Origin of the sequence: Nocardia sp. NPDC020380 (assembly GCF_044386975.1) — a bacterium.
Lineage (GTDB): Bacteria > Actinomycetota > Actinomycetes > Mycobacteriales > Mycobacteriaceae > Nocardia.
Genome location: NZ_JBIRVQ010000005.1, coordinates 360,563 through 386,817 on the forward strand (window position 1 = coordinate 360,563; position 26,255 = coordinate 386,817).

The window sequence follows — 26,255 nt, forward strand, 5'->3', positions numbered from 1 at the left end:
TACCGGGATGCGGTCAGAGCCGGGACTTGACCGCGGCCGAGATACGGGAGCCGTCGGCGCGGCCCGCGGCGAGGCCGGTGGCGATCTTCATGACCTGGCCCATCTGCTTCATGCCGGGGCGTTCGCCGAGCTGCTCGGCGATGTCGGCGATCGCGGTGTCGGCGATATCGGCGACCTCGGCGTCGGTGAGCGGGGTGGGGAGGTATTCGTCGATGATCTGCTCTTCGGCGCGTTCGTTGGCGGCGAGTTCGCCGCGGCCGTTCTGCTCGTAGACGACGGCGGCTTCGTTGCGCTTCTTGGATTCCTTGGACAGCACGGCGATGACTTCGGCGTCGGAGAGTTCACGCGCCTCCGGGCCCGCGACCTCCGCGGTCTGGACGGCGGCGAGCAGCATGCGCAGCGTACCGAGGCGCAGCGTATCCCTGCTCTTCATCGCGGCCGTCATGTCCGATCGCAGTTTGCTCTTGAGTTCCGACATGAGGCACACGCTACCGCCGGTTGCCCGGCGGATCGCCGGATTTTCCGGGGTGTTGTCCTGACCAGGGGCTGGCCCCGGAAACCGCAGGCGGCATGCCCCGTCTCGGGAATCGCCGCATACACCCCAAGCGGAGTGGTCCCTGCCATTTGGGTCGATGTTTCTCGGCTCGGTCGCCTATTCTGGGCAAATGCCCGTAATCTCGACCTCCGCCCTCAGCCGCGCCGCCTTGGGAGCCGCCGGGGCCGCGGTCGCCGGAATCGGTTATGCCTCGCTCATCGAGCGGAACATGTTCACGCTGCGGGAGGCGACGCTACCGGTACTGGAACCAGGGAAGCCGTCACTACGGGTTTTACACATCTCCGACCTGCACATGACGCCCGGCCAGCAGTTGAAGCAGGCGTGGTTGCGGGAGCTGGATCGGCTGGAGCCGGATCTGGTGGTGAACACCGGCGACAACCTCTCGCATCAGAAGGCGGTGCCTTCGGTGGTGCAGTCGCTGGGCGGGCTGCTGGCGCGGCCGGGCATCTTCGTGTTCGGGTCGAACGACTACTTCGCGCCGGTGCCGAAGAATCCGCTGAAGTACTTCGACAAGGATCACAAGCGCGTCTACGGTGATCCGCTGCCCTGGCAGGATCTGCGCGCCGCGTTCACCGAGCGGGGCTGGCTGGATCTGACGCACGTGCGCCGCGATATCGAGGTCGCGGGCGTGAAGATCTCGACCGCGGGCGTGGATGATCCGCATCTGCAGCGGGATCGCTACGACACCGTCGCGGGTGCGCCGAATCCGTTGGCGGACTTGAGCATCGGTCTCACTCATTCGCCCGAGCCGCGGGTGCTGGATCGCTTCGCCGCGGACGGCTACGACCTGGTGATGGCCGGGCATACGCACGGTGGCCAGTTGTGCGTGCCGTTCTTCGGTGCGCTGGTGACCAATTGCGGTATCGACCGGGCGCGGGTGAAGGGTGCGTCCCGCTGGGGTGCGCATACCCGCCTGCATGTTTCGGCCGGTCTGGGTACGTCGCCGTGGGCGCCGTACCGATTCTGCTGCCGTCCGGAGGCGACCCTGCTGACACTGGTGGGTGCACCGCCGAAGAAGCCGGTGTCGGAGTCCGGCCGGGGACGTACGGCCTCCGAGGCCGTCGTGCGTTGAAGTACCCGCCGCGATAGCCGTCGCGGCATGTAGTGAGTCAGGGGACGACCGTGACCAGTGGAAATGGGCCGAACGAAGCACCGCGGCCGGGTCCGGAACCGGACTGGTGGCAGGCCGCCGCCACCCCGGAGTCACCGCGGGACGAACAACCGGACCAGGGCGAGCCGCACCCGGGCATCGGCACACCGCCTGTCTTCGGCACGGAATCCCCTGGATTCGGTGCGCAGCCACCGGCTTTCGGAGCGCAACCCGGCGCGCAGCCGCCGGCTTATGGTGAACAACCGCCGACCCCTGGCGCACAGCCTCCCGCTTTCGGAGAACAGCCGTCGGCCTATGGGGCACAGCCTCCGGCTTATGGCGCGCAGCCGCCCGCTTTCGGGGAGCAGGCGCCGCTATCCGATGCGCCGCCGGCTTTCGGCACGCCCGCGTACGGAGCGCAGCCGTCGGCCTTCGGTGCACAGCCGCCGAATTACGGTGGCGGGCAAGGTGAGCCGCAGTGGCAGCCGGGTGGCACGCCGCCGCCCACGGCGCCGATCACCGGCGGTTCGTATCCGGGACAGGCTTATCCGGGCGGTTACGGTCAGGATCCTTATCCGTCGCAGCCGTATCAGCCGACGCAACAGTTCCCGGCGGGACAGCAGTTTCCGCCGCCACCCGGGCAGTTCGGGCCGCCGGGGTACGGTCCGCCGCCGGGTGGCGGGCGGCGCCGTGGGTGGCTGCTGGGCGGGATCGGCCTGCTGGTCGTGGTGATCATCGGTGTGGTGCTGACGCTGGTGCTGGTGAACCGGAATTCCGGGACGCCGTCGGCCAAGACGATCGTCCCGTCGCCGCTGGACAGTGTCGTGACCACGACGCCGAACGGTTCGCAGAACCCCAGTGGCACACCGGCGCCGGTCATTCCGGGCTTCCAGGTGGTGACGATCCCGGACAACGGTGCGGCGTACGACGTTCCGTCGGATTGGAAGATCGATCAGACCGGTCAGACCTCCTTCGGCAGTGGCGCGGATCAGATCCCGATCGCCGGTCTGGCGCAGGACGGCGTCGAGTACTGCCCGAATTACGTGCGCACCAACGTGTTCCTGAGTCAGTCCGACGAGCAGGATCCGACCAAGGCGGCCACGGATATCGCCACCCGCATGGGCCGGGTGGGCTGGACCAGCTCGACCGGCACGACCATCGGTGCGGCGGAACAGTTCTCGTCCTCGGACGGGCAGTTGCAGGGCGTCTACATGGAATCCAAGGGCAATGCCCCGGCTCCGGCCGCGGGCTGCGCCTCCACCTATTCGATCTATACCTTCGCCTTCCCCGGCGACAATGGCGCGTTCGTGTTCACGATCGCGGCGGACACCGGGGTGGACAAGTCGGTGGACGCGACCCTGGCGAAGAAGATCCTGGCCAGTATCCGACCGATGTAGCCGGCGCAGGCCGGGGCAGTTCGACTCGTCAGACAGGGGGTCCGACGATGACCAGTGGTTTCGACGATGGCAAGGACGATCCGGACCGGACCACGTCCAGCGGGGACTGGTGGAAGGGGGCGCCCGAGCCCGGATCGCCGTGGGAATCGCACCCGCTGCATCCGGTGCAGCCACCGGGCCCGCCGCGCCAAGGTCCGCCCCAGCAGGGGCCACCGCAGCAGGGCCCGTGGCAGTCCGGTGGTCCGGTGTCGGGCGCACCGCCCTACCAGTCCGGCGCGAATCCGTTTCCGCCCGTGCAGAATCCGCCGACGGGCCCCGGATACCCGTCCGGGGCGAATCCCTATGCGTCGGGTCCGGGCGCGTACCGCACCGCACAGCAGCCGCCGCGGGTACCGCCGTTTACGGGTTATCCCCCGACCGGCGGCGGCGGTGGTGGGGGTGGCGGCGGCCGGGGCCGTGGCCGGGTGTGGCTGTTCGTGGGCATCGGCGCGCTGGTGGTGGTGATCGCGGTGGTGCTGGCCGTGGTTTTCGTGAATCAGAATTCCGGTTCCAGCGCGCAGTCCACGTCGACCACTACGGCGCCGGCGACCACCACGACGCCGTACAGCGCGACGACCGCCCCTGCCACCACCACACCCGCGGCGATCATTCCCGGTTATCAGGTGGTGGTTCCGAACGGTGTGAAGGCGGCGTGGGATGTCCCGGCGGACTGGAAGATCGACCAGACGGCGACCGGTTTCGGGACGGGCGCCGACGCGATCCCGGTCAATGGTCTGGCCACCGAGGGCGATAACTATTGCCCGAACTACACCCGCACCAACATGTTCCTCACCCTGAGCGACAAGTCCGATGCCGCCGCGGCGGCCGCGGATGTCGGCGCCCGCATGGCGAAGGTCGGCTGGTCGACGCGTACCTCCACGAACGCCGGAGCGGCCCAGCCGTTCTCGTCGACGGACGGCAAGCTGAACGGTGTCTACCTCGAGACCAGTGGCGCATTCACGCCACCCGATCCCTCCTGCGCCTCCTCCTACTCCGTCTACACCTTCGCCGTCAGCAGCGGCACCCAGTCCCTGGTCCTGACAATCGCCGCCGACACCGGCGTGGATCGCTCCGTGAATGCCGATTTCGCCCGTAGACTACTGGCCACCTTCCGCCTCTTTTAGACCATCTGACCAGCCGATTTAACGTCGGACACAACCTTGCGCTAAGCTACTCCAGGTTCGCTTCACGGGGTGTGGCGCAGCTTGGTAGCGCGCTTCGTTCGGGACGAAGAGGTCGCAGGTTCAAATCCTGTCACCCCGACGTGTTGGTTGAGACACAGAAAAGGCCCTGACCAGTTTTCACTGGTCAGGGCCTTTTCGTATGTGCGGGTCGGCGTGTTGTGTTGGTCCGCAGGGGAAGTCGGGTCAGCCGGCGGCGGGGCGGAGGAGGGTGCCGCCGAGGTGGTTGGCGTGGGTGGCGAGGATGGTGCCGAGGGTGGCGGTGGAGGCCGGGTCGGCGGGGGTGAGGACGACGATGCTGTGGTCGGAGCCGTCGGGGCTGGTGAGGGTGTCGTAGCAGACGGTGAGGCGGCCGGCTTCGGGGTGATCGATGCGTTTGGTGCCGTGGCTGCGGTCCTGGACGGTGTGGTCGTCCCACCAGGCGGCGAATTCCGGGCTCTCGCTGTGCAATTCGGTGATGACCTGGTGCAGGCGGGGGTCGTCGGGGTGGCGGGCGGCATTGCGGCGCAAGTTGCCGACGGTCTCGCGGGCGACGCGTTCCCAGTCGAGCTGGGTGGCGCGGGTGGCCGGGTCGAGGAGGGTGAGGCGGGCAGCATTGACGCCGGCTTCGAAGCCGGGGCCGAAGAGGGCCGCGGCGGCGGTATTGCGCGCGTGGATGTCCAGCCGGAAGTCCATCAGGTAGGCGGGCAGCTGCGGCATGCCGTCGAGGATGGCGCGCAGGGAGGGCGCCGGTTCCTCGGGCCGCGTGCGGTTGGGCGGCTGCGCGCCGCGGGCGATGAGGTGCAGGTGGGCGCGTTCGGCGTCGCTGAGCTGCAGGGCCGCCGCCAGGGAGTCGAGGATGGCGGCGCCCGGGGTGCCCGCGCGGCCCTGTTCGAGGCGGATGTACCAGTCGATGGAGACGGCCGCGAACTGGGCGACCTCCTGGCGGCGTAGTCCGGGGGTGCGGCGCTGCCCGGTGCCGGCCAGTCCGGCCTCCTCGGGCGAGAGTCGTTCCCGCATGGCGCGCAGGAAGGCGCCCAGTTCCGTTCCGGGTCCCGTTGCGTCCACGGTGGTCCTCCTCTCGCGGGAATCCCACCGGCCACGGACCCCCGGTGCCCAGCCTAGGCCGCCCGGCTGGGTGGCATGCGCAATACCAGGCTGCGGACGGCCTTCCTGGATTTCCCGGATTTCAGGATTCTTGTCTTGCTATTCGAAACGCCATGAGGAGTACCGCCATGATTCGCACCGCACGCATCGTTTCCGCAGCCTTCGCCGTGGCGGCCCTCCTGTCGGTCACCGCGTGCGGGCAGGACAGTGCGAAGAGTTCCGCCCCCGCCACGACGACCGCTGCTGCCGGCCCGTCGGTGCAGGTCCGCTCGAACATCCCCGCGACGGCCGCACAGTTCACCGTGACCTCACCGGATGAGACGTCGAGCCAGACCTTCCCCGCCGATTTCTACGCGAATGCGTTCGGCTGCACCGCCGCCAACCACGCTCCGCACTTGCAGTGGTCGGGTGCACCGGCAGCCGCAAAAAGCTTCGCAGTCACCATGTTCGACCCCGATGCCCCGTCCGGCGCCGGCTTCTGGCACTGGATGAACTGGGACATCCCGGCCACCGCAACGGCTTTCACCGCCGGCGCGGCGGGCGTCGCGGGCGCGAACGATGCGGGGATCCCGGGCTACGTGGGCCCGTGCCCGCCGTCGGGTGACGGCCCGCACCACTACCAGATCTCGGTGCTGGCCTTGGATACTCCGTCGCTGGGCCTGCCCGCGACGACCACCCCGACCGTGGCGGCGTTCTCCATGGGCTCGCACATCATCGGGGTAGCGCACCTGACCTTGGTCGCCCAGCGCCCTTGATCAGCACGGCGAAGGGTCCCGGCCATCCGGCCGGGGCCCTTTGTCGTGTACAGGTTTTCAGCCCAGGTGCAGGCGGCGCATGAGGCGCAGGGTGACCAGGGTGGACTTGAGCTGCTTCTCGTAGGGCATGCCGGAGCGGGCGGCCATGATCTGCTTCTTCTGCACGCCGATATTGATGGTGTCGGTGTACTTGAGCAGGCCGGCGGCGCCGTGGCGGGTGCCGACACCGGATTGTTTGATGCCGCCGGAGGGGGTGCCCTTGGCGGCGTAGGTGGTGACGAAGCCGTCGTTGATATTGACGCTGCCGGCTTCGATGCGTTCGGCGAGTTTGCCTGCGCGGTCCAGGTTTCCGGCCCACACGCTGGCATTGAGGCCGTAGGTGGTGGCGTTGGCGAGGCGGACGGCCTCGTCCTCGGTGCTGAACTTGTAGATGGTGACGACCGGGCCGAAGGTTTCCATGGTGGCGTGCGCCATGTCGGGGGTGACGCCGGTGAGGACGGTCGGTTCGTAGAAGGCGGGGCCGATATCGGGGCGCGGCTTGCCGCCGGTGAGGACGGTGGCGCCCTTCCCGCGGGCCTCGTCCACGTGTGAGGCGACGCGTTCCAGCTGGTCGACCGAGACCAGCGAACCGAATTCGGGTTCGAAGTCGTAGCTGGCGCCGATCTTGGCGCCCAATTCCTCTGCGGCGGCGACGAATCGGCGCACGAACTGGTCGTGAATGCGTTCGTGCACGTAGATGCGCTCGATGTGCATACAGGCCTGGCCGGTATTGCCGAAGACGGCGAAGGTGGCCGACGGGATGGCCTCGTCGAGGTTGGCGTCGTCGAGCACGATCATCGGGTTCTTGCCGCCGAGTTCGAGGCTGCAGCCGATGAGGTTGCGGCCGGCCTGTTCGCCGATGCGGCGGCCGGTGGCGGTGGAGCCGGTGAACATGACGAACTCGACATTGTCGATGAGGGTGGGCCCGACATCGGGCCCGCTGCCGCAGACGACCTGGACGAGTCCGCGCGGCATGCCCGCCTGGTGCAGCAGTTCGATGCCGTACAGGGTGCAGAGCGCGGTCTTGTTGTCCGGCTTCATGACCACGCCGTTGCCGGCGATGAGCGCCGGGGTGGAGTCGGACATGGCGATGGCGAACGGGAAGTTCCAGGGCGCGATGACCGCGACGACCCCCTTGGGCCGGTGCTCCTCGGTGGAGGAGGTGATGACCGGCATGGGCCCGCTGCGCTTCTTGGACTTGAGCGTCTTCTCGGCGGTCTTGAGGTAGTGGGCGATGACCATCGGGGTGTCGCAGGCTTCTTCGATGGCCATGCGGCGGGTCTTGCCGCAGCCGAGCTGGATCAGCGTCGCGATGGTTTCGATTTCGGAGAGGATGAGCTCGTGTGCGCGTTCGAAGACGGCGAGGCGGTCCTTGAGCGAGCGGGAGGCCCATTCCCGCTGGGCTGCGCGCGCGGTCTCGACGGCCGCGATCACGTCCTCCGGCGAGGATTGCGGCAGCTGCCCGACGAGGTCGCCGGTGTAGACCTCGATCATGTCGAAGGGTTCGCGCTTTTCGCCGGCCTTGCCCGCGACGACCATGCCGGTGAGCCGGTCGATGAGGGATTCGGTAATGCCCTGCGGAAGTTTCGCTCGCGAGCCGCTGTGCGTCTCCGTTGTGCTCATGGCGCCTCTCCAGTACTTGCCGCCCGTGACGGCGGTCACCATGTTCCAAACTAGAACACGTTATTGTTCAGGACAACGGTGCGGGGGTAGTTTCGTCCCCAACCCCTGGATTTGCCCGTGAAAGGAAAGGTCGGCGATGACCGCAGCGACTGCTGAAACAAGTAGCAACACCGAGCCGCATGCCCTGGTCGAGAAGCGCGGCGCGACGCTGATCGTCACCATGAACCGGCCCAAGTCCAAGAACGCCCTCACCGGCGAGATGATGGCCATCATGACCGAGGCCTGGGACACGGTCGACAACGATCCGGAGATCCGGTCCTGCATCCTCACCGGGGCGGGCGGCGCGTTCTGCGCGGGCGCGGATCTGAAGAACATGAACAAGCAGAACCCGGGCGAGAACATGAAGGAGGGCAGCCCGTTCGATCCGTCGCGGATTCCAGGACTGCTGAAGGGGCGTCGCCTCACCAAGCCACTCATTGCGGCGGTGGAGGGGGCGGCCATCGCCGGTGGCACCGAGATCCTGCAGGGCACGGATATCCGGATCGCGGGCGAGAGCGCGAAGTTCGGTGTGGCCGAAGCGAAGTGGAGTTTGTTCCCCATGGGTGGGTCGGCGGTGCGGCTGCCCCGCCAGATCCCGTACACCGTGGCAGCGGAATTGCTGCTGACCGGTCGGCACATCACCGCGGCGGAAGCGTTGCAGTTCGGCTTGATCGGGCATGTGGTGCCGGACGGGACGGCGCTCGACAAGGCGCTCGAACTCGCCGAGATCATCAACAACAATGGGCCGCTTGCCGTTCAGGCGATCCTGAAGGTCATGCGGGACACCGAAGGTCTCCACGAAGAGGAGGCGTTCAAGATCGACGCCAAGGTCGGTCTGCCGGTCTTCCTCAGCCAAGACGCGAAGGAGGGCCCTCGCGCCTTCGCCGAGAAGCGGAAGCCGAACTTCCAAGGGAAGTAAAGAGATAGGGGTGTGGGGGTTACACCCCCACACCCCCGGTCAGAGGCAGCCTGCCCCGCACCCCAGGCGGGCCCATCGCGCGTCAGCGCGCGGCTACTTCTTCACCGAGGAAGCCGCCTGATTGGCGACGCCACAGTTGTGCGTAGGCGCCTTCGGCATCGAGCAGTTCCTCGTGGGTTCCCTGTTCCACGATCCGTCCCCGGTCGAGCACGACCAGCCGGTCCATGCCGGCGACCGTGCTCAGCCGGTGTGCGACGACCATGGCCGTGCGTCCCTCCATCAGCTCCCAGAGCGCCTGCTGCACAAGCATTTCGCTTTCCGAGTCGAGGGCGCTGGTAGCCTCGTCGAGCAGCAGGATGGGGGCGTCGCGGAGGATGGCGCGGGCCAGGGCGACGCGCTGGCGCTGGCCGCCGGACAGTTTCACGCCGCGTTCGCCGAGCAGGGTGTCCATGCCTTCCGGCAGGTCGTCGGAGAATTCGGTGACGTGTGCGGCTTCGGCGGCGCGGCGGACTTCGTCGTCGGTGGCGCCGGGCCGGGCGAAGCGGATGTTGTCGCGCAGGGTGCGGTGGAACATGGCCGGGTCCTGCGGGACGTAGGAGAGCTGCCCGCGCAGGTCCGACTGCCGTAGTCGCGAGATATCCTGTCCGCCTATGCGGATGGCGCCGCCGTCGATGTCCATCATGCGCAGCAGCAGCTGGGTGAGCGTGCTCTTGCCGCCGCCGGAGCGCCCGACCAGCCCGATCTTGGTGCCGGCCGGGATATCCAGGTCGAGTCCCCGGAACAGCGGTGCCGACCCCGGGTGCGCGAACTGCACATTGTCGAAGTGGATGCCGCTGTCCTTGGGCCGCAACGGTTCCGGTTCGTCCCGGTCGAGCACGGTGGGCGATCGGAGCAGCAGTTCGGTGAACTGTGCCGCTTCGGTGACGGAGCTCTCCAGTCGCCGGTAGATCTGGTTGAACCGGAACATGATGCCGGTGGCGTTCCAGTAGTAGGTGAAGGTCACCATGATCACTTCGACGCCGGCGTGCCCGCCGCGGAGCCCGAGCGCGATGAGCAGCCCGGCCACATTGACGATCACCATCAACGGCATGACGGCGGTGTCGATGCGCAGGTTGTTGTAGTCCCAGGAGCGCAGCGAGACGCGCCGCTGATCGGCCACCCGCCGCCGGTGCTCGGCGAGTTCCAGTGGTTCGGCCGCGAAGGCCCGCACCACCGGCATATTGGACAGCGTGTCGGCGACATGCCCGGAGACCCGCGCGATGGCGGCCTCGCGTTCGTCCACCAGCGATTGCCGGCGCCGGATCAATGGCGTGACAACGCATCCCGCGAGGGCGATCAACCCGAGCAGCACGATCACCAGCATGGGGTCGTAGCGCCACAGCACCACGGAGGCGAAGGTCAGCGGCACCAGCGCGGCGACGATCTCGAAGGCGAGGGTGTCGGCGAATTCCTCGAATCGGGTGGCGAAGCTGAGGGCTCGTTTGGTGAGCGAGCCCGCGAAGTTGTCGTGGAAGAACGCCGCGTCCTTGGCGAGCAGTTCGTCCATGGCCTTGTTGTAGAGGTGCTCGATGCCGTATCCGTCGAGCCGGTTGAGGAAGTGGATCCCTATGCGCCACAGAATTTCCGAGAGCATGAGCAATCCGGCGAAGCCCAGCACGTAGGGTGCGAGCGTACGGAACGACGAGTCGCCGGTGGCGGCGACCTTGCCGATGACCATCGCGACCAGTAGCGGTGCGATGTACAGCTGACACATATTGCCGAGCGCCGGCCCGAGCATGGCCGGGATCGTGATCATCTTCCGCCGGGCCATCTCCCGGCCGTAGTAGCGCAGAACCAGCGTGACGGCGGAGGTGCGCGAACTCATCCATCCCCTCTCGAATCAGGTGTTCGAGCAGTACAGATGGCTCATCGTTCCTGGTGGACGGGGTTTCGCGCCACTGATTTTCGAGCTGCTGGTTTTCGGCGCTGGGTGATCGCAGAGCCCCGATCACCCAGCGCCGGAAGCGGATGCCGATCGGAGCACTGGCCCGGCACCCACGTTCGGGTCAGTCGGTCGGTTTGACCGTCCGCTTGACGATGGCGCGCGCGACGCCCGGCAGGAAGCGCCGCATGAGGTAGCCGGGCCGTGCCTGACCGGGGAAGACGAAGAGCGGCGTCTTGGATTTGGCGAGCGCCTGCTCGAGCGCGTCGATGACGCCTTCGGGGGTCATGCCCTTGGCGCCGGCGAGTACGGACTCGTTCTCTTCGCGCACCTTGGTGAGGAAGGGCGTTTCGACCATGGGCGGGCAGAGTGCGAGCAATCGCACACCGGTGTCGTCGAGTTCGTAGGAGAGGCTGTCGACGAATCCGATGACCGCGTGCTTGGAGGCGGAGTATCCCGCCATGCCCGGTGAGGGCAGCCAGCCGGCGACGGAGGCGAAGAGCACGACCGTGCCGCGCCCGGCCTTCTTCATGGCCGGGATGACGGCCTGGCAGAAGTTGACGGTGCCGATGTAGTTGACGTCCATCATCTTCTTGATCTGGCGCACATCGTGATCCAGCGCGGTGCCGTGCACGTGACACATGCCGGCCGCGTGCACCAGCCGCTCGATGGTGCCGAGTTCGGCGCGCACCTTGTCGACGACCGCGAAGACCTGGTCGGTGTCGGAGACGTCGCAGACGTAGGTGTGCATGTTCGGCGAGCGCTGCGCGGTCTCGGCGAGTCCGTCGGGGTTGAGGTCGACGGCGGCGACCTGCCAGCCGGCGGCGGCGAGCCGCTGGGCCACGATGCGGCCCATGCCGCTCGCGGCGCCGGTGACGAGTGCGGGCCCACCCGTCGCCCGACCACCACCCCTCACGGAATCGCTCCGCGATGCGGTATCCATATTCATCGGACCTCCCGGGTCTGCAACACCGTGGCGGCGTCGTCGAAAGTCATGCGCAGTGCGCCGATACGGCTGGAGAAGATGGCGGGTTTGGGCAGGCCGAGGGTGCGCAGCTGGTCGGAGACGGGGTGGTCGCCGAGTTCGATGTGCGCGCCGCCGGGTCGTCCGCTCACCTGGCTGGGATTCATGACCCAGGGGGTGCGGCGGAGGATGCCGTTGCGGTGGGTGTAGGCGTCGATGGAGGCGCCGCCCGCGCCGCCGGGCATGGGTATCCCGTTCGAGATCCGCAGTGCGAGCACGAGTTTCCCGCCCTCGCGGACCTCGCAGCGGTGGCCGCCGCGCACCGGTGTGATGTCGATGTCGGCCATGAGTTTGGGGAAGCCCCAGATCGATTGCCCGGCTTCGCAGGTGAAGCTCTGGTTCACCGGCAGCCAGTGGATGTAGGCGCCGGTGCTGTCCTTGCGTCCCGCCTGTTTCGCCATGAGGGAGAAGGCGAATTCGTGGTACGGGCCGAGGTCGCCGTCGACGTAGCGCACGAAGGCGAGCGAGAGCACGGCCCTGCCCAGCAGGGTGTAGGGCTCGAGCCCGGTGCCCGCCAGGAGTGCGGCGGCGGCTCGTGCGTCGGTCAGGAACAGTGCCGAGCATGCGTCGGCGTGGCGAATTTCGACCGGCATCCGGACTTGTTCGCCGAGTACGGAGTGCGCCTCTGCCATATCAGAATTAGAACAGGTTCCAGCTGCGGGCGTAATGGGTTTCGCCCAGTCATCCCGATGAGCGGGAGCGGGCGTGGCCGAAGCATTCATAACGAGTTATCGCACCTCATGGTCGGGTTCACGGGCGTCCGCGCAGGCCTTGGCCCAGCGGTAGTCGGGTTTGCCGCTGGGCGTGCGCGCGACGGTCTCGGCGACCCAGATGCGGCGGGGCAGCTTGTAACCGGCCAGGTGAGCGCGCACATGCCGGTCCAGCGCGGCGAAGTCGACGGCCCCGTCCGCGGCCGAGACCACCGCCGCGACCTGCTGACCCCAGCGCTCGTGCGGCACCCCGATGACGACGGCGTCGTACACGGATTCGTGCGCCTTGACGACGGCCTCGACCTCTTCCGGGAAGACCTTCTCGCCGCCGGTATTGATGACCATGTTCCCGCGCCCGATGAGGGTGACCGACCCGTCGGCCTCCACCCGCGCCCGGTCGTCGGTGATGACCATGCGCACGCCGTCGACCGTGCGGAACAGCTTGTCCGTCTTGGCCTGATCCTTGTAATACCCGAGGGGCACATTGCCGGTCTTGGCCACCCAGCCTTCCCCGCCGGGCGCGACGGCCTGCCCGCTGTCGTCCACCACCAGCGCACCGCGACCGGTGGTGACGCGCGGCCCGCGGCCCGGATCGTCGTCCTGCTGCGCGAAACCGATACCGCCGAAACCGGTTTCGGAGGACCCGATGGATTCGGTGACGAGCACGCCCGGAAAGAGTTCCAGCAGTTCGTTCTTCACCGGCTGCGTGAGCTGCGCCGCGCCGGAGCCGATGGAGAAGAGCGACGACGCGTCCACCGGCGCGGCCCGGTACGCGTCGATGAGCGGGCGGGCGATGGCATCACCGGTCATGACCAGGATGTGCGGCCGTTCCCGCTCGACGGTCCGCCAGATACGCGGCGGGTCGAAGCGGGGTTCGAAGAGGACCGTATTGCCGGACCACAGGGCGGTGAAGGCGGGCATCATGGCGGCCGCGTGAATGAGCGGCGGCAGCACGAACCAGCGGGTCGGCTGTCCCTGTGCGCCGGTGCGGGATTGCTGATATTCGTCGGTGACGGGTTCACCGGTGTAGAAGTCGATGCCGCCGCCGAGCACCCGCCACATGTCCTCCTGCCGCCAGATGACGCCCTTGGGCAGTCCGGTGGTGCCGCCGGTGTACATGACGAAGTGGTCGTCGGCGCTGCGCTCCCCGAAATCGCGGTCGGGCGAGGCGGTTTCGAGGGCCTGCTCGTAGGGCGTCGACGCGGTGGGCAGTCCCGCGCCGCCTTGATCGTCCTCGACCACCAAGGTGTGGCGCAGTTTCGGCAGCTGAGCCCGGATCTCCTCGATGAGTGGCGCGTAGCAGCGGTGGTGGACCGACATCACCAGATCGGCATTGTCGTAGACGTAGCGCAGTTCGCCCGCGCGATACCGGTAGTTGATGTTCACCGGCACCGCGCGAATCTTGAAGCAGCCCAGCAGTGTTTCCAGCGTCTCGATGCTGTTGTGCATGTGGAAGCCGATGTGGTCGCCCGGTTCCGCGCCGGCCGCGGCCAGGTGGTGGGCCAGCCGGTTGGCGCGCGCGTCGAGTTCGGCGAAGGTGAGCCGGCGCGGGCCCTCGAGCACGGCGAGGCGGTCGGGCACGGCGTCGGCGGCGTGCTCGTAGAGGTCGGCGAAGGTGCGCGCCATGGCCGTATCTCCTGGTGTCTCGGTGCTTTCCGGCTACAGGACGGTGAGCGGGAGGGGAGTGCCGCGGTCGGTGAAGGTGAAGCCCGCGCCGCTGCTGAAGCGGGTGATGGCGACCTCGGGGGCTTCGCGGAACGGAGTTTCCGCGCGGGTGATCTCGACCGTGAGCGAGCAGTCGGATTCCGCTCGCACGGCGGTGCGATAGTGCGGATTCACCCCGCGCACCAGCGCATCCAGTGGTGCGAGGTTGCCGGACTCCACCAGCAGTGCGGCCCAGGCCCCGTCGTCGACGGCGCCGCAGGCACGGCCGAGGCGCAATTCCACGGTCTGCTCGCCTCCGGTCGTCTCGGTGGATACTTCGGCATCCACATAGACGGCGGGATTGAAGGCGGGGTGCAGGCGCAGCACCTTGGCGAGTGCGGCGGCATCATCGCCGAGTCCCAATGCGAGGCGGATCCGTTCGGAAGTGAGTCCGGCAATGCCGGTGAGCTGCTTGCGCACGATCTCCAGTGCCCGGTCGGGATCGGTGCGAGCCTCGACGGCGGTCCGGAAGCCGAGGGTCAGCAGGTGATGCTGCAGGCAGACCTCGTCGGCGATGCGAATGAGCGCCGAACGCGAGAAGTCGCCGAACCGCAGATCGCTGAGCAGCGGACCCGAATAGTCGTGCTGCCCAGGATCTTCCGGATCGATGGCGCTGAGCGCGATACCGGCCGCGTGCGACCCGGCCACCAGTTCGACATCGGCGACCGGCGACGGTGGTTCGTGACCCGGGTCGATGGTGACGGTCCACGCGCACACGGGTGTCCGGTCGGCGGGCACCCGTGGCGGCCGGTGCACGGGCCGCACCCGCGCATGCGGGTTGGTGGCGAGGGCGGTGGCGTCGAAGGTCGGATCCTCGATGTGATGGCACATGCCGACCACGAAGTCCTCCCCCATCGGTTCCACGTCGGCCAGCGCGCCGCAGTGGTCGAGGTGGAATTCGCCGTGGTCGTGGTCGCGGACCCGGAACCGGAAGTCCATGAATTGCGGTGGCGCACCGATATCCAGCTGGAAGCCCTTGAAGATGGTGTCCACGCCGTCGCCGGTGATGCCGAGAGCGCGGCGCATGCGCCGGGTGTAGATCGGGCTGGCGAGCCGCCATTCCTCGATGGCGATCTCGGTCATGCCTTCCCGCCCGAAAGCGCCGATGGCGTGGGCCATTCCGGACCGGTCGATGAGGTGCCCGCACAACAGCAGTTCCGGCACCAGTACCGCCAGTTCGCTGCGGGACAGGGCCGCGTATCGACTGTTCACCACAGCGGGACCGGCCCCTGCCCGACCTGGTACCAGCCCGGCAGCGGTCTCCCGGACACCGACCGTTCGATCCGTTTCTGCATACCGGGCGAGAGCGCGTTCGCGGTGATCATCTCCACGAAAAGCGCCGACACATTGCCGAAGTCGAAGAAGTCGCGCTGCCAGGACCACTGGTAGTCGCCGGCGTAGCGGAACCAGCTGCCGCCGATGCCTTCCGGGCTGTAGGGCCGGCCGTCGGCGCGTTGCCGCTCGTTGATCTGCTTCCAGAGTCCGATGACGCTGCCGCTGCGTTCGTCGACCACGAAGTCCTGGTACGGGTAGGTCCAGCCCTCGAGCCCGAACATTTCCTGCCCGAGTGCGATATCGCGGATCTCGTCGCGGCCGACGGCCATGAATTCCTGTTGCGGGCCGTAGTTCCACCCGTAGGTGGCGTCCTCGGTGTAGAAGTGCGCCAAGGTTTTCCAGTCGCCCTGGGCTTCGCATTCCTTGTTCTCGTCCACCCAGCGGCGGATCATCTCGTCGAGTTCGTCACGGGACCAGGACATGAGGGGCTCCTCTAGTCGGCGGAACTGTCGTCCACCAGTAACAGGGCTTGGGTGGGGCAGTAGCGGACGGCGGCGCGGGCCGCCTCGAGGTCGGGGCCGGGGTCGGCGCGCAGGATTTCGACCTGGCCGGCCTTGGGCACGTGGAAGAGTTCCGGGGCCTCGTCCTGGCAGACCGCGTGCCCCTGGCAGAGATCGAGGTCGACGACGAGACGCATCAGGAACCTCCGTGGTCCTTCGGATCGGTGTCGCTCGACGGTGCGGGATCACGCTGCCGCAGTGGCGCTTCCGGCTGCACTTCGACGAGTACGAGGTGCGCGCCGCGCGGGGTCGACACCACCGCGGCGACGGCGGCGGCGATATCGGAGGCGCGCAACATGTACGGGTGCCGGGCGAAGCCCCATTTCACCCAGTCCTGCAGCAGCGGCCCGACCACCTCGGGCGTGGCCTGCATGCCCATCCCGGTGAGGGTCTGCCCCGGGCGCACGATGGAGGAGCGGATTCCGGTGCCCTCCAATTCCATCCGCAGCTGGGTGGCGAAGGCTTCGACGCCGGATTTGGCGGCGTTGTAGGCGCCGGCGCCGGGCCGCACATGGTCGGCGCAGTCCGAGCCGATGACCACGAAGTCGCCGCGCTGCCGGTCGAGCATGCCGGGCAGTACCCGGTGCGCGAGCCGCTGCGCGCCGACGAGGTGCACGCGCACCTGGGCGCCGAAGACGTCCGGATCCATTTCCCAGGCCCGCCCGAATTCCAGATCGCCCGCGCCGGAGACCACGATTTCCGCAGGGCCGAGGGCCTTTTCGGCGGCGGTGACGAATTCGTCGACCGAGGCGGTGTCGGTGACGTCGAGCCGGTGCGCGAAGGCCTCTCCTCCTTCGGCGCGGATCTTCTCGGCGAGGGTTTCGCAGATCTCGGCCCGGCGCGCGCCGAGGGCGACCGGATGCCCGAGTTCGGCGAGCGCGACGGCGGTGGCGGCCCCGATACCGGAGGACGCGCCCGCGATCAGCGCGGGCCGCCGCGCCGGATGTGGCGTGAAGCGTGGCATTACCGGACCTCCACTCGCACGGGCAGTTTCGCGAAGCCGCGCACGTTCACAGAATGCACGCGTTCGATTCCGGTGTCCGGGATCTCGTAGGAACTGACGCGATCGGTGAACTCGCGCAGCACGATTCCCGCTTCCAGCCGCGCGAGGTGGGCGCCCAGGCAGAAGTGCACGCCCTTGCCGAAGCTGATGTGCCCGCCCTTGTCGGGTCGTTCGATGTCGTAGCGGTCCGGTTCGGTGAAGGCGGCCGCATCGCGATTGGCGGAGCCGATGAGCAGCAGCACCTTCGAGCCGGCGGGGATGGTGCGGCCGTAGTACTCGAGGTCGGTGGCGGCGGTGCGTGCCAGGATCTGGCTGGAGGCGTCGTAGCGGAGTGTCTCCTCCACCCAGCCGTCGACGAGTTCGGGGTGCGCGGCGACCCGCGCGTACTGGTCGGGATTGCGGCCGGCCCAATACAGCGCATTGCCGAGCAGTTTGGTGGTGGTCTCGTTGCCGGCGACCACCATGAGGAACATGAAGCCGAGGATCTCGTCCGAGGTGAGGTGGTCGCCGTCGGCTTCCGCCTCCAGCAGTGCCGAGGTGAGGTCCGCGGTGGGGTGCTTGCGCCGTTCGGCGATCATCTCGGAGTAGTACTGATAGAGCCGCAGTGCGGCTTCCATGGCCGGTACCGGGACGTCGAGGACGCCTTCCTCGCGGTGCAGCAGCAGGTCGGCGAGCCGCCGCAGTTCCGCGCGGTCGGTGTCGGGGACGCCCAGCAGTTCGGAGATCACGTCCATGGGCACCTGGCCCGCGAGGTCGTCGATCCAGTCGAATTCGCCGCTCGCCAAGGCGGGTTCGAGGTATTGCCGGGTGATCTCCCGGATGCGGTCGCTCATCTCGGTGACGCGGCGCGGTGTGAAGCCCTGGTAGACGAGCTTGCGCAGGCGCACGTGGCGCGGGTCGTCCATGGCCAGGAAGGACATGGTGCGGTGGGCGTGCGGACCCCAGGCGGCGGGGTCGAGGGAGACGCCGTTGGCGCTGGAGAGTCGTTCGGCGTCGCGGAAGCCGGCGGCCACGTCGGCGTGCCGGGACAAGGCCCAGAAGTCCAGCCCGGGGTTGTGGTAAAGCGGGGCTTCGGTGCGCAGCCGCGCATAGACGGGGTAGGGGTCCTCGTGCATCCGGTAGTCGTAGGGATCGAACAGCAGGGGTTCGAGGGAGGCTGCGGTCATCGTCTGGGGCACCTCGTATTCGATAACGCGTTCATCGGCGCTGAGGAACGCCGTCCGGCCAATGGGGACACCTAGCTGGACACGTGTCTGTACGGTACTAGCGGGCGGCTCAGCTGACAATGGCATCCGGCCATTCGGCACGGCTATGACCCGGCAAACTGAAACCTGTTCTTGCGCGTTTCCGAGCCTCGAACTTATAGTCCGTACACGTGTCCGGACAGCATGGGAGCTACCGATGAGCCCGAGCAATCTCATCCCCGACGGCGGCACGTCACTGTTGATCGGCGGCAAGCTGACACCCGGCGGGCGCGGCGTGTTCACCACCTCCGACCCGGCAACCGGACAGGCACTCGGCCACGCGGCCAATGGCGACCACGCGGATATGGACGCGGCCATCGCCGCCGCCCGCACCGCCTTCGACGACACCGGCTGGTCCCGCGACCCGGCCTTCCGCGCGAACTGCCTGCGGCAGTTACGCGATGCGCTGCGCGGGCACCTCGAGGAACTGCGCGAGATCACCATCACCGAGGCCGGCGCGCCCCGCATGCTCACCAGCGGACCGCAGCTGGAAGGACCCATCGGCGATCTCGGATACTTCGCCGATCTCGCCGAGAACTATTCGTGGGACACCGATCTCGGCATCGCCAAGCCCATGGGCATCCCCACCGGGCGCACGCTGCGGCGCGAGGCAGTCGGGGTGGTCGGCGCGATCACGCCGTGGAACTTCCCGCACCAGATCAACTTCGCCAAGCTCGGACCGGCGCTGGCGGCGGGCGCCACCGTGGTGCTCAAACCCGCACCCGATACGCCGTGGTGCGCGGCGGTCGTGGGCCGGATCATCGCCGAGGAGACCGATATTCCGGCCGGTGCGGTCAATATCGTCACCTCCGACGATCACGGCGTGGGCGCCCAGCTGGTCACCGATCCGCGGGTCGACATGATCTCGTTCACCGGGTCCACACAGACCGGGCGGGTCGTGATGTCCGCCGCGGCAGCGTCTTTGAAGAAGGTGTTCCTGGAGCTGGGCGGTAAATCCGCGTTCATCGTGCTGGACGATGCCGACCTGAAGGCCGCCGTCAGCTATGCGGCGTTCGGCGTCTGCGTGCATGCCGGGCAGGGCTGCGCCATCACCACGCGACTGCTGGTGCCGCGCGAACACTACGACGCCGCGGTGGAATCCGCCGCGGCGACCATGTCGAGCATCAAGCCCGGTGACCCGAACCGGCCCGGAACCGTGTGCGGCCCCTTGATCTCCGAACGCCAGCTGGCTCGCGTCGAGCGCTACCTGAAGTCCGCCCGGGACGAGGGCGGCACCATCGTGACCGGCGGCCGCCGCACCGGGACGGGCGGCTGGTTCCTGGAGCCGACTCTCATTGCGGGACTGCCGAATTCGGCAACCGCGGCGCAGGAGGAGATCTTCGGGCCGGTCCTGGTCATCATCCCGCACGACGGCGACGACGATGCCGTGCGCCTCGCCAACGACTCCCCCTACGGCCTGTCCGGATCGGTGTGGGGCCGCGATACCGAGCGCATTCGCCGCGTGGTGGCGGGCGTGCGCACCGGCACCCTCAGCGTGAACGGCGGCATCTGGTACTCCGCGGACGCGCCGTTCGGCGGGTACAAGCAGTCCGGGATCGGGCGGGAAATGGGTGTCGCCGGATTCGAGGAATACACCGAGACCAAGCTCATCGCGACCGTCGTCTGAAGGAGTGCACGAGATGGCACGATTCACGGATAAGACCGCCATAGTCACCGGAGCGGCCCAGGGCATCGGGGAGGGTTACGCCCGCGCGCTCGCCGCCGAAGGCGCGAAAGTCGTGGTCGCCGACCTGAACTCGGAGAAGGGCGAGGCGGTCGCCAAACAGATCACCGCCGACGGCGGCACCGCCGTCTTCCGCGAGGTGGACGTCGCCGATCCCGAATCCGCCACCGCCCTGGCCGAATTCACGGTCGCCGAATTCGGCGGCATCGACCACCTGGTCAACAATGCCGCCATCTACGGGGCGATGAAACTCGACATCCTGCTCACCGTGCCGTGGGACTACTACAAGAAGTTCATGAGCGTGAACCTCGACGGCGCGCTCAATGTGACGCGCGCGGTATGGCAGCCCATGATCAAGCGCGGCGGCGGGTCGATCGTGAACCAGTCCTCCACCGCCGCGTGGATGTACTCCGGGTTCTACGGGCTGGCCAAGGCCGGAATCAACAGTCTCACCCAGCAATTGGCGCGGGAACTGGGCGGCTCGAATATTCGCATCAATGCCATCGCGCCGGGGCCCATCGATACCGAGGCGACCCGGACCGTGGTGCCCGGCAATATCGTCGATCTCATGCTCCAGCAGCTGGCCATCAAGCGGCTGGGCACGCCGGACGATCTGGTCGGGGCCTGCCTGTATCTGCTCTCCGACGATTCGAAATGGGTTACCGGGCAGGTGCTGAACGTGGACGGCGGGCAGGTCTTCCGGCCATGAGCGACACCCTCTCCGTAGGTTTCATCGGCCTGGGCAATATGGGTGCGCCCATGGCCGAGCGGCTACTGGAATGGCCGGGCGGGCTGCTGGTGTGCGATACCCGCGAGGCCGCCCGGCAACCGTTCACCACGGCCGGGGCCACGGCCGCCGGATCGCCGGCGGAACTGGCCGAACGGTGCGGCGTCATATCGATCGCCGTGCTGAACGACGAGCAGGTGCGCGGGGTGCTGAGCGGGCCGGACGGGATCCTGCAGACCGCCAAGCCCGGCACGGTGATCGCGGTGCACTCCACCATCGCCGACACCACCGCCACCGAGCTGGCCGCCGAATGCGCCGGGCACGCCGTGGAATTCGTGGATGCCCCGATCAGTGGCGGTGCGCCCGCGGCACAGAAGGGCGCGCTCGCCGTCATGGTGGGCGGCAGCCCGGCGGCGTTCGAGGCCGTGCGGGAACCGTTCTCGACCTTCGCGTCGCTGGTCGTGCACGCGGGCGAGGTCGGTGCGGGAACGCGAATGAAGCTGGCCCGCAACCTGCTCCACTTCGTCTCCTTCACCGCCGCGGCCGAGGCGCAGCGGCTGGCCGAGGCCGCCGGGCTCGATATCGGCGCGCTCGGCAAGGTGGTGCGGCATTCCGACTCGCACACCGGTGGTCCCGGGGCGATCATGTTGCGCAAGACCACCGCCGCCATCGAGGAGGGCGACTTCTGGCTGCCCATCCTCACCCATGTTCGCAACCTCGGCGAGAAGGATCTCGCCCTCGCCCTCGACCTGGGTGATCGCCTGGACGTCGAGCTGCCGCTGGCCCGGCTCGCCCTGCACGGACTGGGTGACGGGCTCGGCGTGGGGCCCGGCGATATTGCAAAGGAGCAGAAATGACAGCATCGCGAAGCGATTCCGTGGGGGGTGGCGGTCGGGCGACGGGTGGGCCGGACGAGCGGCGCGAGCGCGGGCTGAAGAAGATGAGCGAGGTGTACGGGTTCGATCTGCCTGATATTCAAGGCGATCCGTTCTTCGAGGTCACCGTCGATCACCTCTTCGCCGATATCTGGAATCGCCCCGGCCTCAGCATGCGCGACCGGCGGCTGCTGCTGCTCGGCGCGATCACCGCGCAGGGCAATGCCGAGATCGCCGAGATCCAGGTCGGCGCGGCCCTGCGCAATGGCGAACTCGATGCCGAACAGTTGAAGGAGATCGCGGTCTTCCTCGCCCACTACGTGGGCTGGCCGTCCACCACCAAACTCGACGGCGCCATCCGAAAAGTCTTATCCAAGAACAAGAAGTAAGGAATTCGAAGCAATGGCCGAAACCGTCACCGTACGACCGCTTCCCGCCAGCCAGGTCGAATCCTGGGACTACGAGGCCGATGTGGTCGTCGTCGGATACGGCATCGCCGGCGCGTGCGCCGCCATCGAGGCCCGCCGCGCGGGCGCCGATGTGCTGGTACTGGAACGCACCGGCGGCTGGGGCGGCGCGGCCGCCATGTCCGGCGGGTTCATCTACCTCGGTGGCGGGACCGCCCTGCAGCGGAAGCTGGGCTTCGAGGACACTCCCGAGAACATGGAGAAGTTCCTCACCGCCGCGCTCGGCCCGGGCGTGGACCAGGACAAGATCCACGACTACTGTCAGGGCAGTGTCGAGCATTTCGATTGGCTTGTCGCCCAGGGCGTTCCGTTCAAGGAGGAGTTCTGGGGCGAGCCCGGCTACGAGCCGCCGGCCGACCAGGGCCTGATGTACTCCGGCGGCGAGAACGCCGCACCCTTCAACGCCATCGCCGATCCGGCGCCGCGCGGGCATCTCGCCTGGACCAAGGACAAGAAGCTGGGCGAGAAGGGCGGCGGCTACATGCTCATGGAGCCGCTGGCGGAGAAGGCCGACGAGCTCGGCGTGCGGCACGAATACGATGTCCGCCTGCGGCGCTTGATCATCGACGAGGACGGTCGCGTGGTCGGCGTGTCCGCCACCCGGTACGGCAAGCCGGTGCACGTGCGCGCCGCGCGCGGTGTGGTGCTGGCGACCGGTAGCTTCGCCTACCGGCACGAAATGGTGGAGCAGTTCGCCCCCAAGATCCACGGGCGGCCCGCCGCCACGGTCGAGGAGCACGACGGCATCGGCATCCGGGTGGCGCAGGCGCTCGGCGCGGATCTGGCGCACATGGATGCCACCGAGGTCGCGCTGGTCGCGGACCCGCAGGTGGTGGTGCGCGGGATTCTGGTGAACGGGCGCGGGCAGCGGTTCGTCACCGAGGACACCTACCCGGGCCGCATGGGCCAGACGGTGCTGCAGGATCAGGACAATCAGGCCTACCTGGTCATCGACGAGGAAGCGCTCGAAGAGGCGTTCACCACCCAGTCGTCCATGTCGTTCCTGCGGATCGCGCCGACCTGGGTGGCGGAGACCGTCGCCGAACTGGAGAGCGAGATGGGGCTGCCCGCCAATACGCTGCAGTCCACCATCGACCTCTACAACCATCACGCCGCCAATGGCGAGGACCCGTACCTGAACAAGAAGCCGCAGTGGGTGAAGCCCATCGGCAGCCCGCTGGGCGCCTACGATCTGCGCGGCTACACCGGCGGCTTCACCCTCGGCGGCCTGCGCACCGACCTGGACTCGCGTGTCCTGCACGTCGACGGCGAACCGATTCCCGGCCTCTACGCGGCGGGCCGGGTCACCTCCGGCATCTGCACGGGCGGCTACGCGAGCGGTTGTTCCCTCGGCGACGGCAGCTTCTACGGCCGCCGCGCGGGCGTGGCCGCCGCCAAGAACTGAAAGGAGCTGACGCACATGAGATTCGGCATCGTCCTCTTCACCAGCGACCGCGGCATCACGCCCGCGGCCGCCGCCAAGGCCGCCGAGGACCGCGGCTTCCACTCGTTCTTCGTCCCCGAGCACACCCACATCCCGGTGAAACGCGAAGCCGCACACCCGGGTACCCAGACCGCCGAACTCCCGGACGACCGCTACATGCGCACCCTGGACCCCTGGGTGGCACTGGGCACCGCCGCCGCGGTCACCTCCCGCATCGAATTGTCCACCGCGGTGGCGCTGCCCACCGAGAGCGACCCCATCACCCTCGCCAAGACCATCGCCACCCTCGACCACCTGTCCGGCGGCCGGGTCACCCTGGGCGCCGGATTCGGCTGGAACACCGACGAACTCGCCGACCACGGCATCCCCGGCAAACGCCGCCGCACCGCCCTCCGCGAATACATCGAGGCCATGCGCGCCTTGTGGACCGAGGAAGAGGCTTCTTACTCAGGCGATTTCGTCTCCTTCGGCCCCAGCTGGGCCTGGCCCAAACCGGTCCAGCCCCACATCCCCCTCCTGATAGGCGCCGGCGGCACCGAACGCACCTTCCGCTGGATAGCCCAATCCGCCGACGGCTGGATCACCACTCCCCAGGACACCGGCATCGACGAATCCACCGCCCTCCTCCACAAGATCTGGCAGGAATCCGGCCGCGAGGGCCAACCCCGCGTAGTAGCCCTCGACTTCCGCCCCGACCCCGAACGCCTCGCCCACTGGTCCGAAGCCGGCGTCACCGACGTCCTCTACGGCCTCCCCGACAAGCCCGAACCCGAGGTCCTCGCCTACTTGGACCGCCTGGCGGGCAAACTCGCGCCCCTGGGCCTGACCGCCTGATTCACCGAACCGAACGCCACCTCGAACAATTGCCGCATACCTGAAGGAAACCTCGGTATACTTCAGGTATGCCAGCTAACTCTGTCGAAGTTACGACGATCAAGACGCCCCGCACGACCAGGGATCGGCTAGCGGCTCTGACCCCGCGGGGGACGACGCTGGCCGAGATGATCGAGATTCTGATCGACAACTACGAGTCCACCAAGACCCGTGAGCGAATCGCCTGGGAGACAAGGCTGGCCGCGGCACGCGCGGATACTGTTGCCTTCGACCGCGGGGTGCAGGTGGCCGGCCAGCTACTGGAATACCTCGAGCGGCGGGAGGGCACCCGCCCATGACAGGTTTCGTACTCGACGACACCGTTATCCACGCCTTTGCCTTTGCCGACAACTCTGTCGTGGGCCTCATCTCCGCCTTGGTCTCGCACGACACCCGGTTGAGCATCCCCGCAGTCACCCTGGCACTCGCCCAAGCCCGGCTGTCGGACACGCAATGCGACGAAGTCAACGGCATGGCCGACAACCTGGAACACGTACGCCTGGAGACACTTTCGACAACGTGGCAGGTAACCGATCTGTCGAGGATCGTCGGTCTATTGGGCAACGACCCCGACATGGCGGCTGCCCACGCCATCGCAGTAGCCAGACACCTCGACTGGCCGATCCTCACCGCCGATCGCGCCCGCTGGGCCGACATCACCGCAACCATGCCGTGGCCGGTCGAATTGGTGGAACTCGCCGAACCCGACGAGCGCCGGTAGTCGGCCGGCGGGCCGAAATCCCTTGGGGGTCAGGAGGCGGTGATGCCGCCGTCGATGGTGAGGATGGTGCCGGTGGTGTAGGCGGAGCGGTCGGAGGCGAGGAAGGTTGCCGCGTCGGCGATTTCGCTGGGGTGGGCGGGGCGGGCGAAGGGGAAGTCCGCGGCCAGGGTGCGGAAGTCTTCGTTGGTTTCGAGGAGGGTGGTGAAGCGTTCGGTGGCTACCGGGCCGGGGTTGATGCCGAGGACTCGGATGCCGTCGCGCCAGCTCTGACCGCCCAGGGCGCGGGTGAAGGCCATGAGGGCGGCGTTGCCGGAGCCGCCGGCTATGTAGCCGGCTTTGGGGCGTTCGCCGGCGGAGCCGATGATGTTGATGATGACGCCTCGGCCGCGGTCCTTCATGCCGGCGTAGACGGAGCGGGTGAGGTCGATGTAGCCGAAGACCTTCAGGTCCCAGGCGCGGCGCCAGGTGGCTTCGTCGATGGATTCCAGGGTGCCCGCGGGGATGTCGCCGGCATTGTTGACCAGGATGTCCGGGGTGGCCGAGTCGGCCAGGCGCTGCAGTTCGGCGCCGTCGCGCAGGTCCACGGGGTGGGTGGCGACGATTACCGAGTAGGCCGCGGTCAGCCGGGCGGCGACCTCGTCGAGGCGTTCCTTGCCGCGCGCGGCCAGGTGGAGGTGGACGCCCTCGGCGGCAAGCGATTCCGCGACGGCCGCGCCGATGCCGGCCGATGCGCCGGTGATGAGGGCGGTGCGTCCCGCGAGCCCCAGATCCATGTCGTTCCTCTCGAATTCGGTAGCTCGTGCCGGGTTTTCGGTGTTCGAGCCTTCCGGGCAACACCCGGCACCCACAATTCGATACCGAGTGATCGGTTTGCGCTCGGCGGGAGTCAATTACACGCGGCGGTGCGGTGCAGGATGCGGAGGTCGCCGGGCGCGGGGAGCTCGCGGAATTTGCCGGTGGCCAGGGCGCGGCGGTACAGGTGATCGGCCGGGGTGCCCGGCGAGACGCCGGACAGGGCCAGCAGGCCGCCACCCGCGATCCAGTGCACCCAGTCGTCGTAGGCGCGGTCCGCCTCGGCCTCGGTACCGGGCGGGGTGAGGGTCAGCAGGCGCAGCGGGGTGTGCCAGGTTCGCGGGTCCGGCGCGGGCGATCCGGGAGCGATGGTGAGCGCGGGACCCGTGCCCGCGTAGGTGCGCACGGCCTCTTCGAGGGCACGCGCCTCGTCCGGCGACAGCGCTGCGGGGTCGGCGGCGGCCATTCGAATACCTTTCTGGGCCCGGGGCATTCATGCAGGTCGAG

General features: G+C 68.1%; 27 protein-coding genes and 1 tRNA gene. 14 read left to right on the forward strand and 14 right to left on the reverse strand.

All coding sequences use genetic code 11. The features are described 5' to 3' along the window. Positions 1–13: 13 nt before the first annotated feature. Positions 14–478, reverse strand: a complete 465-nt coding sequence (locus ACH438_RS15675; RefSeq protein WP_397005534.1) for a GatB/YqeY domain-containing protein — start codon at positions 476–478, stop codon at positions 14–16. 187 nt (positions 479–665) lie between these two features. On the opposite strand from ACH438_RS15675, the gene ACH438_RS15680 reads away from it, so the two are divergent. From ACH438_RS15680 to ACH438_RS15695, 4 genes are all read left to right on the forward strand, one after another. Continuing rightward, on the forward strand, positions 666–1,628 hold the full coding sequence (locus ACH438_RS15680) for a metallophosphoesterase (protein WP_397005536.1): 963 nt from the start codon (positions 666–668) through the stop codon (positions 1,626–1,628). Positions 1,629–1,678: 50 nt separating this feature from the next. Further along, the gene (locus ACH438_RS15685) at positions 1,679–3,043 is read left to right on the forward strand and encodes a hypothetical protein (protein ID WP_397005538.1); all 1,365 of its coding nucleotides are present in this window, start codon (positions 1,679–1,681) and stop codon (positions 3,041–3,043) included. A gap of 47 nt (positions 3,044–3,090) precedes the next feature. Continuing rightward, positions 3,091–4,206, forward strand: coding sequence for a hypothetical protein (locus ACH438_RS15690; RefSeq protein ID WP_397005540.1), 1,116 nt, complete (start codon positions 3,091–3,093; stop codon positions 4,204–4,206). A 65-nt stretch (positions 4,207–4,271) separates the two neighbouring features. Further along, a tRNA-Pro gene (locus ACH438_RS15695) sits at positions 4,272–4,345 on the forward strand. A gap of 104 nt (positions 4,346–4,449) precedes the next feature. Here ACH438_RS15695 and ACH438_RS15700 read toward each other — a convergent pair. After that, entirely contained in the window at positions 4,450–5,310 is an 861-nt protein-coding gene (locus ACH438_RS15700; RefSeq protein ID WP_397005542.1) for a helix-turn-helix transcriptional regulator, read from the reverse strand. Positions 5,311–5,477: 167 nt separating this feature from the next. Between ACH438_RS15700 and ACH438_RS15705 the strand changes: the two genes are divergently transcribed. Then, positions 5,478–6,104: a YbhB/YbcL family Raf kinase inhibitor-like protein gene (locus tag ACH438_RS15705; protein WP_397005544.1), complete on the forward strand. Its 627-nt coding sequence runs from the start codon at positions 5,478–5,480 to the stop codon at positions 6,102–6,104. Positions 6,105–6,161: 57 nt separating this feature from the next. Here ACH438_RS15705 and ACH438_RS15710 read toward each other — a convergent pair whose 3' ends face one another. Then, positions 6,162–7,766: a succinic semialdehyde dehydrogenase gene (locus tag ACH438_RS15710; RefSeq protein ID WP_397005546.1), complete on the reverse strand. Its 1,605-nt coding sequence runs from the start codon at positions 7,764–7,766 to the stop codon at positions 6,162–6,164. Positions 7,767–7,902: 136 nt separating this feature from the next. Here ACH438_RS15710 and ACH438_RS15715 point away from each other — a divergent pair, with 136 nt between their 5' ends. Further along, positions 7,903–8,724, forward strand: coding sequence for a crotonase/enoyl-CoA hydratase family protein (locus ACH438_RS15715; protein ID WP_397005548.1), 822 nt, complete (start codon positions 7,903–7,905; stop codon positions 8,722–8,724). A gap of 82 nt (positions 8,725–8,806) precedes the next feature. Here the strand turns inward: ACH438_RS15715 and ACH438_RS15720 are convergent, their stop codons facing one another. From ACH438_RS15720 to ACH438_RS15760, 9 genes are all read right to left on the reverse strand, one after another. After that, a complete protein-coding gene (locus tag ACH438_RS15720; RefSeq protein ID WP_397005550.1) occupies positions 8,807–10,588 on the reverse strand; it encodes an ABC transporter ATP-binding protein in 1,782 nt (593 codons plus the stop codon). 181 nt (positions 10,589–10,769) lie between these two features. After that, positions 10,770–11,561 carry an SDR family NAD(P)-dependent oxidoreductase gene (locus ACH438_RS15725; protein ID WP_397005552.1) on the reverse strand — a complete coding sequence of 264 codons (792 nt, stop codon included), beginning with the start codon at positions 11,559–11,561 and terminating at the stop codon, positions 10,770–10,772. A gap of 29 nt (positions 11,562–11,590) precedes the next feature. Further along, positions 11,591–12,301 carry an acetoacetate decarboxylase family protein gene (locus ACH438_RS15730; RefSeq protein WP_397005554.1) on the reverse strand — a complete coding sequence of 237 codons (711 nt, stop codon included), beginning with the start codon at positions 12,299–12,301 and terminating at the stop codon, positions 11,591–11,593. A 96-nt stretch (positions 12,302–12,397) separates the two neighbouring features. Further along, the gene (locus ACH438_RS15735) at positions 12,398–14,005 is read right to left on the reverse strand and encodes an acyl-CoA synthetase (RefSeq protein ID WP_397005556.1); all 1,608 of its coding nucleotides are present in this window, start codon (positions 14,003–14,005) and stop codon (positions 12,398–12,400) included. A 33-nt stretch (positions 14,006–14,038) separates the two neighbouring features. Then, positions 14,039–15,298: a hypothetical protein gene (locus ACH438_RS15740; RefSeq protein ID WP_397005558.1), complete on the reverse strand. Its 1,260-nt coding sequence runs from the start codon at positions 15,296–15,298 to the stop codon at positions 14,039–14,041. Further along, positions 15,292–15,840 (reverse strand): nuclear transport factor 2 family protein, encoded by a 549-nt coding sequence (locus ACH438_RS15745; protein ID WP_397005560.1) that lies wholly within the window; start codon positions 15,838–15,840, stop codon positions 15,292–15,294. Before ACH438_RS15745 ends, ACH438_RS15740 begins: the two co-directional genes overlap by 7 nt. A gap of 11 nt (positions 15,841–15,851) precedes the next feature. After that, positions 15,852–16,055: a ferredoxin gene (locus ACH438_RS15750; RefSeq protein ID WP_397005562.1), complete on the reverse strand. Its 204-nt coding sequence runs from the start codon at positions 16,053–16,055 to the stop codon at positions 15,852–15,854. Continuing rightward, complete coding sequence (locus ACH438_RS15755; RefSeq protein ID WP_397005564.1) at positions 16,055–16,882, reverse strand: SDR family oxidoreductase; 828 nt, start codon at positions 16,880–16,882, stop codon at positions 16,055–16,057. Before ACH438_RS15755 ends, ACH438_RS15750 begins: the two co-directional genes overlap by 1 nt. Continuing rightward, positions 16,882–18,087, reverse strand: a complete 1,206-nt coding sequence (locus ACH438_RS15760; RefSeq protein ID WP_397005566.1) for a cytochrome P450 — start codon at positions 18,085–18,087, stop codon at positions 16,882–16,884. The genes ACH438_RS15755 and ACH438_RS15760 overlap by 1 nt, the downstream gene beginning before the upstream one ends. Positions 18,088–18,322: 235 nt before the next feature. Here ACH438_RS15760 and ACH438_RS15765 point away from each other — a divergent pair, with 235 nt between their 5' ends. The 8 genes from ACH438_RS15765 (at position 18,323) to ACH438_RS15800 (ending at position 24,956) form a co-directional block, all read left to right on the forward strand. Next, entirely contained in the window at positions 18,323–19,792 is a 1,470-nt protein-coding gene (locus ACH438_RS15765) for an aldehyde dehydrogenase (protein ID WP_397005568.1), read from the forward strand. A 13-nt stretch (positions 19,793–19,805) separates the two neighbouring features. Next, positions 19,806–20,558: an SDR family oxidoreductase gene (locus ACH438_RS15770; RefSeq protein ID WP_397005570.1), complete on the forward strand. Its 753-nt coding sequence runs from the start codon at positions 19,806–19,808 to the stop codon at positions 20,556–20,558. Beyond that, positions 20,555–21,433: an NAD(P)-dependent oxidoreductase gene (locus ACH438_RS15775; RefSeq protein WP_397005572.1), complete on the forward strand. Its 879-nt coding sequence runs from the start codon at positions 20,555–20,557 to the stop codon at positions 21,431–21,433. The genes ACH438_RS15770 and ACH438_RS15775 overlap by 4 nt, the downstream gene beginning before the upstream one ends. Further along, on the forward strand, positions 21,430–21,840 hold the full coding sequence (locus tag ACH438_RS15780; protein ID WP_397005574.1) for a carboxymuconolactone decarboxylase family protein: 411 nt from the start codon (positions 21,430–21,432) through the stop codon (positions 21,838–21,840). The genes ACH438_RS15775 and ACH438_RS15780 overlap by 4 nt, the downstream gene beginning before the upstream one ends. 13 nt (positions 21,841–21,853) lie before the next feature. Next, positions 21,854–23,323, forward strand: coding sequence for an FAD-dependent oxidoreductase (locus tag ACH438_RS15785; protein WP_397005576.1), 1,470 nt, complete (start codon positions 21,854–21,856; stop codon positions 23,321–23,323). Positions 23,324–23,338: 15 nt separating this feature from the next. Further along, entirely contained in the window at positions 23,339–24,196 is an 858-nt protein-coding gene (locus ACH438_RS15790) for an LLM class F420-dependent oxidoreductase (RefSeq protein ID WP_397005578.1), read from the forward strand. Between the two features lie 68 nt (positions 24,197–24,264). Then, complete coding sequence (locus ACH438_RS15795; protein WP_397005580.1) at positions 24,265–24,534, forward strand: hypothetical protein; 270 nt, start codon at positions 24,265–24,267, stop codon at positions 24,532–24,534. After that, positions 24,531–24,956 carry a hypothetical protein gene (locus ACH438_RS15800; RefSeq protein ID WP_397005582.1) on the forward strand — a complete coding sequence of 142 codons (426 nt, stop codon included), beginning with the start codon at positions 24,531–24,533 and terminating at the stop codon, positions 24,954–24,956. The genes ACH438_RS15795 and ACH438_RS15800 overlap by 4 nt, the downstream gene beginning before the upstream one ends. Positions 24,957–24,985: 29 nt before the next feature. Here the strand turns inward: ACH438_RS15800 and ACH438_RS15805 are convergent, their stop codons facing one another. Together ACH438_RS15805 and ACH438_RS15810 are read right to left on the reverse strand one after the other, a co-directional pair. Beyond that, positions 24,986–25,729 (reverse strand): short-chain dehydrogenase/reductase, encoded by a 744-nt coding sequence (locus ACH438_RS15805; protein ID WP_397005584.1) that lies wholly within the window; start codon positions 25,727–25,729, stop codon positions 24,986–24,988. Between the two features lie 113 nt (positions 25,730–25,842). Further along, entirely contained in the window at positions 25,843–26,214 is a 372-nt protein-coding gene (locus tag ACH438_RS15810) for a hypothetical protein (RefSeq protein ID WP_397005586.1), read from the reverse strand. Positions 26,215–26,255 lie beyond the last annotated feature (41 nt).

Bases quoted from the DNA above. Each gene is read 5' to 3' on its own strand.
- ACH438_RS15675 (WP_397005534.1), bottom strand. From the start codon at position 478: ATGTCGGAACTCAAGAGCAAACTGCGATCGGACATGACGGCCGCGATG.
- ACH438_RS15680 (WP_397005536.1), top strand. From the start codon at position 666: ATGCCCGTAATCTCGACCTCCGCCCTCAGCCGCGCCGCCTTGGGAGCC.
- ACH438_RS15690 (WP_397005540.1), top strand. From the start codon at position 3,091: ATGACCAGTGGTTTCGACGATGGCAAGGACGATCCGGACCGGACCACG.
- ACH438_RS15705 (WP_397005544.1), top strand. From the start codon at position 5,478: ATGATTCGCACCGCACGCATCGTTTCCGCAGCCTTCGCCGTGGCGGCC.
- ACH438_RS15710 (WP_397005546.1), bottom strand. From the start codon at position 7,766: ATGAGCACAACGGAGACGCACAGCGGCTCGCGAGCGAAACTTCCGCAG.
- ACH438_RS15715 (WP_397005548.1), top strand. From the start codon at position 7,903: ATGACCGCAGCGACTGCTGAAACAAGTAGCAACACCGAGCCGCATGCC.
- ACH438_RS15720 (WP_397005550.1), bottom strand. From the start codon at position 10,588: ATGAGTTCGCGCACCTCCGCCGTCACGCTGGTTCTGCGCTACTACGGC.
- ACH438_RS15730 (WP_397005554.1), bottom strand. From the start codon at position 12,301: ATGGCAGAGGCGCACTCCGTACTCGGCGAACAAGTCCGGATGCCGGTC.
- ACH438_RS15735 (WP_397005556.1), bottom strand. From the start codon at position 14,005: ATGGCGCGCACCTTCGCCGACCTCTACGAGCACGCCGCCGACGCCGTG.
- ACH438_RS15745 (WP_397005560.1), bottom strand. From the start codon at position 15,840: ATGTCCTGGTCCCGTGACGAACTCGACGAGATGATCCGCCGCTGGGTG.
- ACH438_RS15750 (WP_397005562.1), bottom strand. From the start codon at position 16,055: ATGCGTCTCGTCGTCGACCTCGATCTCTGCCAGGGGCACGCGGTCTGC.
- ACH438_RS15755 (WP_397005564.1), bottom strand. From the start codon at position 16,882: ATGCCACGCTTCACGCCACATCCGGCGCGGCGGCCCGCGCTGATCGCG.
- ACH438_RS15760 (WP_397005566.1), bottom strand. From the start codon at position 18,087: ATGACCGCAGCCTCCCTCGAACCCCTGCTGTTCGATCCCTACGACTAC.
- ACH438_RS15765 (WP_397005568.1), top strand. From the start codon at position 18,323: ATGAGCCCGAGCAATCTCATCCCCGACGGCGGCACGTCACTGTTGATC.
- ACH438_RS15770 (WP_397005570.1), top strand. From the start codon at position 19,806: ATGGCACGATTCACGGATAAGACCGCCATAGTCACCGGAGCGGCCCAG.
- ACH438_RS15775 (WP_397005572.1), top strand. From the start codon at position 20,555: ATGAGCGACACCCTCTCCGTAGGTTTCATCGGCCTGGGCAATATGGGT.
- ACH438_RS15780 (WP_397005574.1), top strand. From the start codon at position 21,430: ATGACAGCATCGCGAAGCGATTCCGTGGGGGGTGGCGGTCGGGCGACG.
- ACH438_RS15785 (WP_397005576.1), top strand. From the start codon at position 21,854: ATGGCCGAAACCGTCACCGTACGACCGCTTCCCGCCAGCCAGGTCGAA.
- ACH438_RS15790 (WP_397005578.1), top strand. From the start codon at position 23,339: ATGAGATTCGGCATCGTCCTCTTCACCAGCGACCGCGGCATCACGCCC.
- ACH438_RS15795 (WP_397005580.1), top strand. From the start codon at position 24,265: ATGCCAGCTAACTCTGTCGAAGTTACGACGATCAAGACGCCCCGCACG.
- ACH438_RS15800 (WP_397005582.1), top strand. From the start codon at position 24,531: ATGACAGGTTTCGTACTCGACGACACCGTTATCCACGCCTTTGCCTTT.
- ACH438_RS15805 (WP_397005584.1), bottom strand. From the start codon at position 25,729: ATGGATCTGGGGCTCGCGGGACGCACCGCCCTCATCACCGGCGCATCG.
- ACH438_RS15810 (WP_397005586.1), bottom strand. From the start codon at position 26,214: ATGGCCGCCGCCGACCCCGCAGCGCTGTCGCCGGACGAGGCGCGTGCC.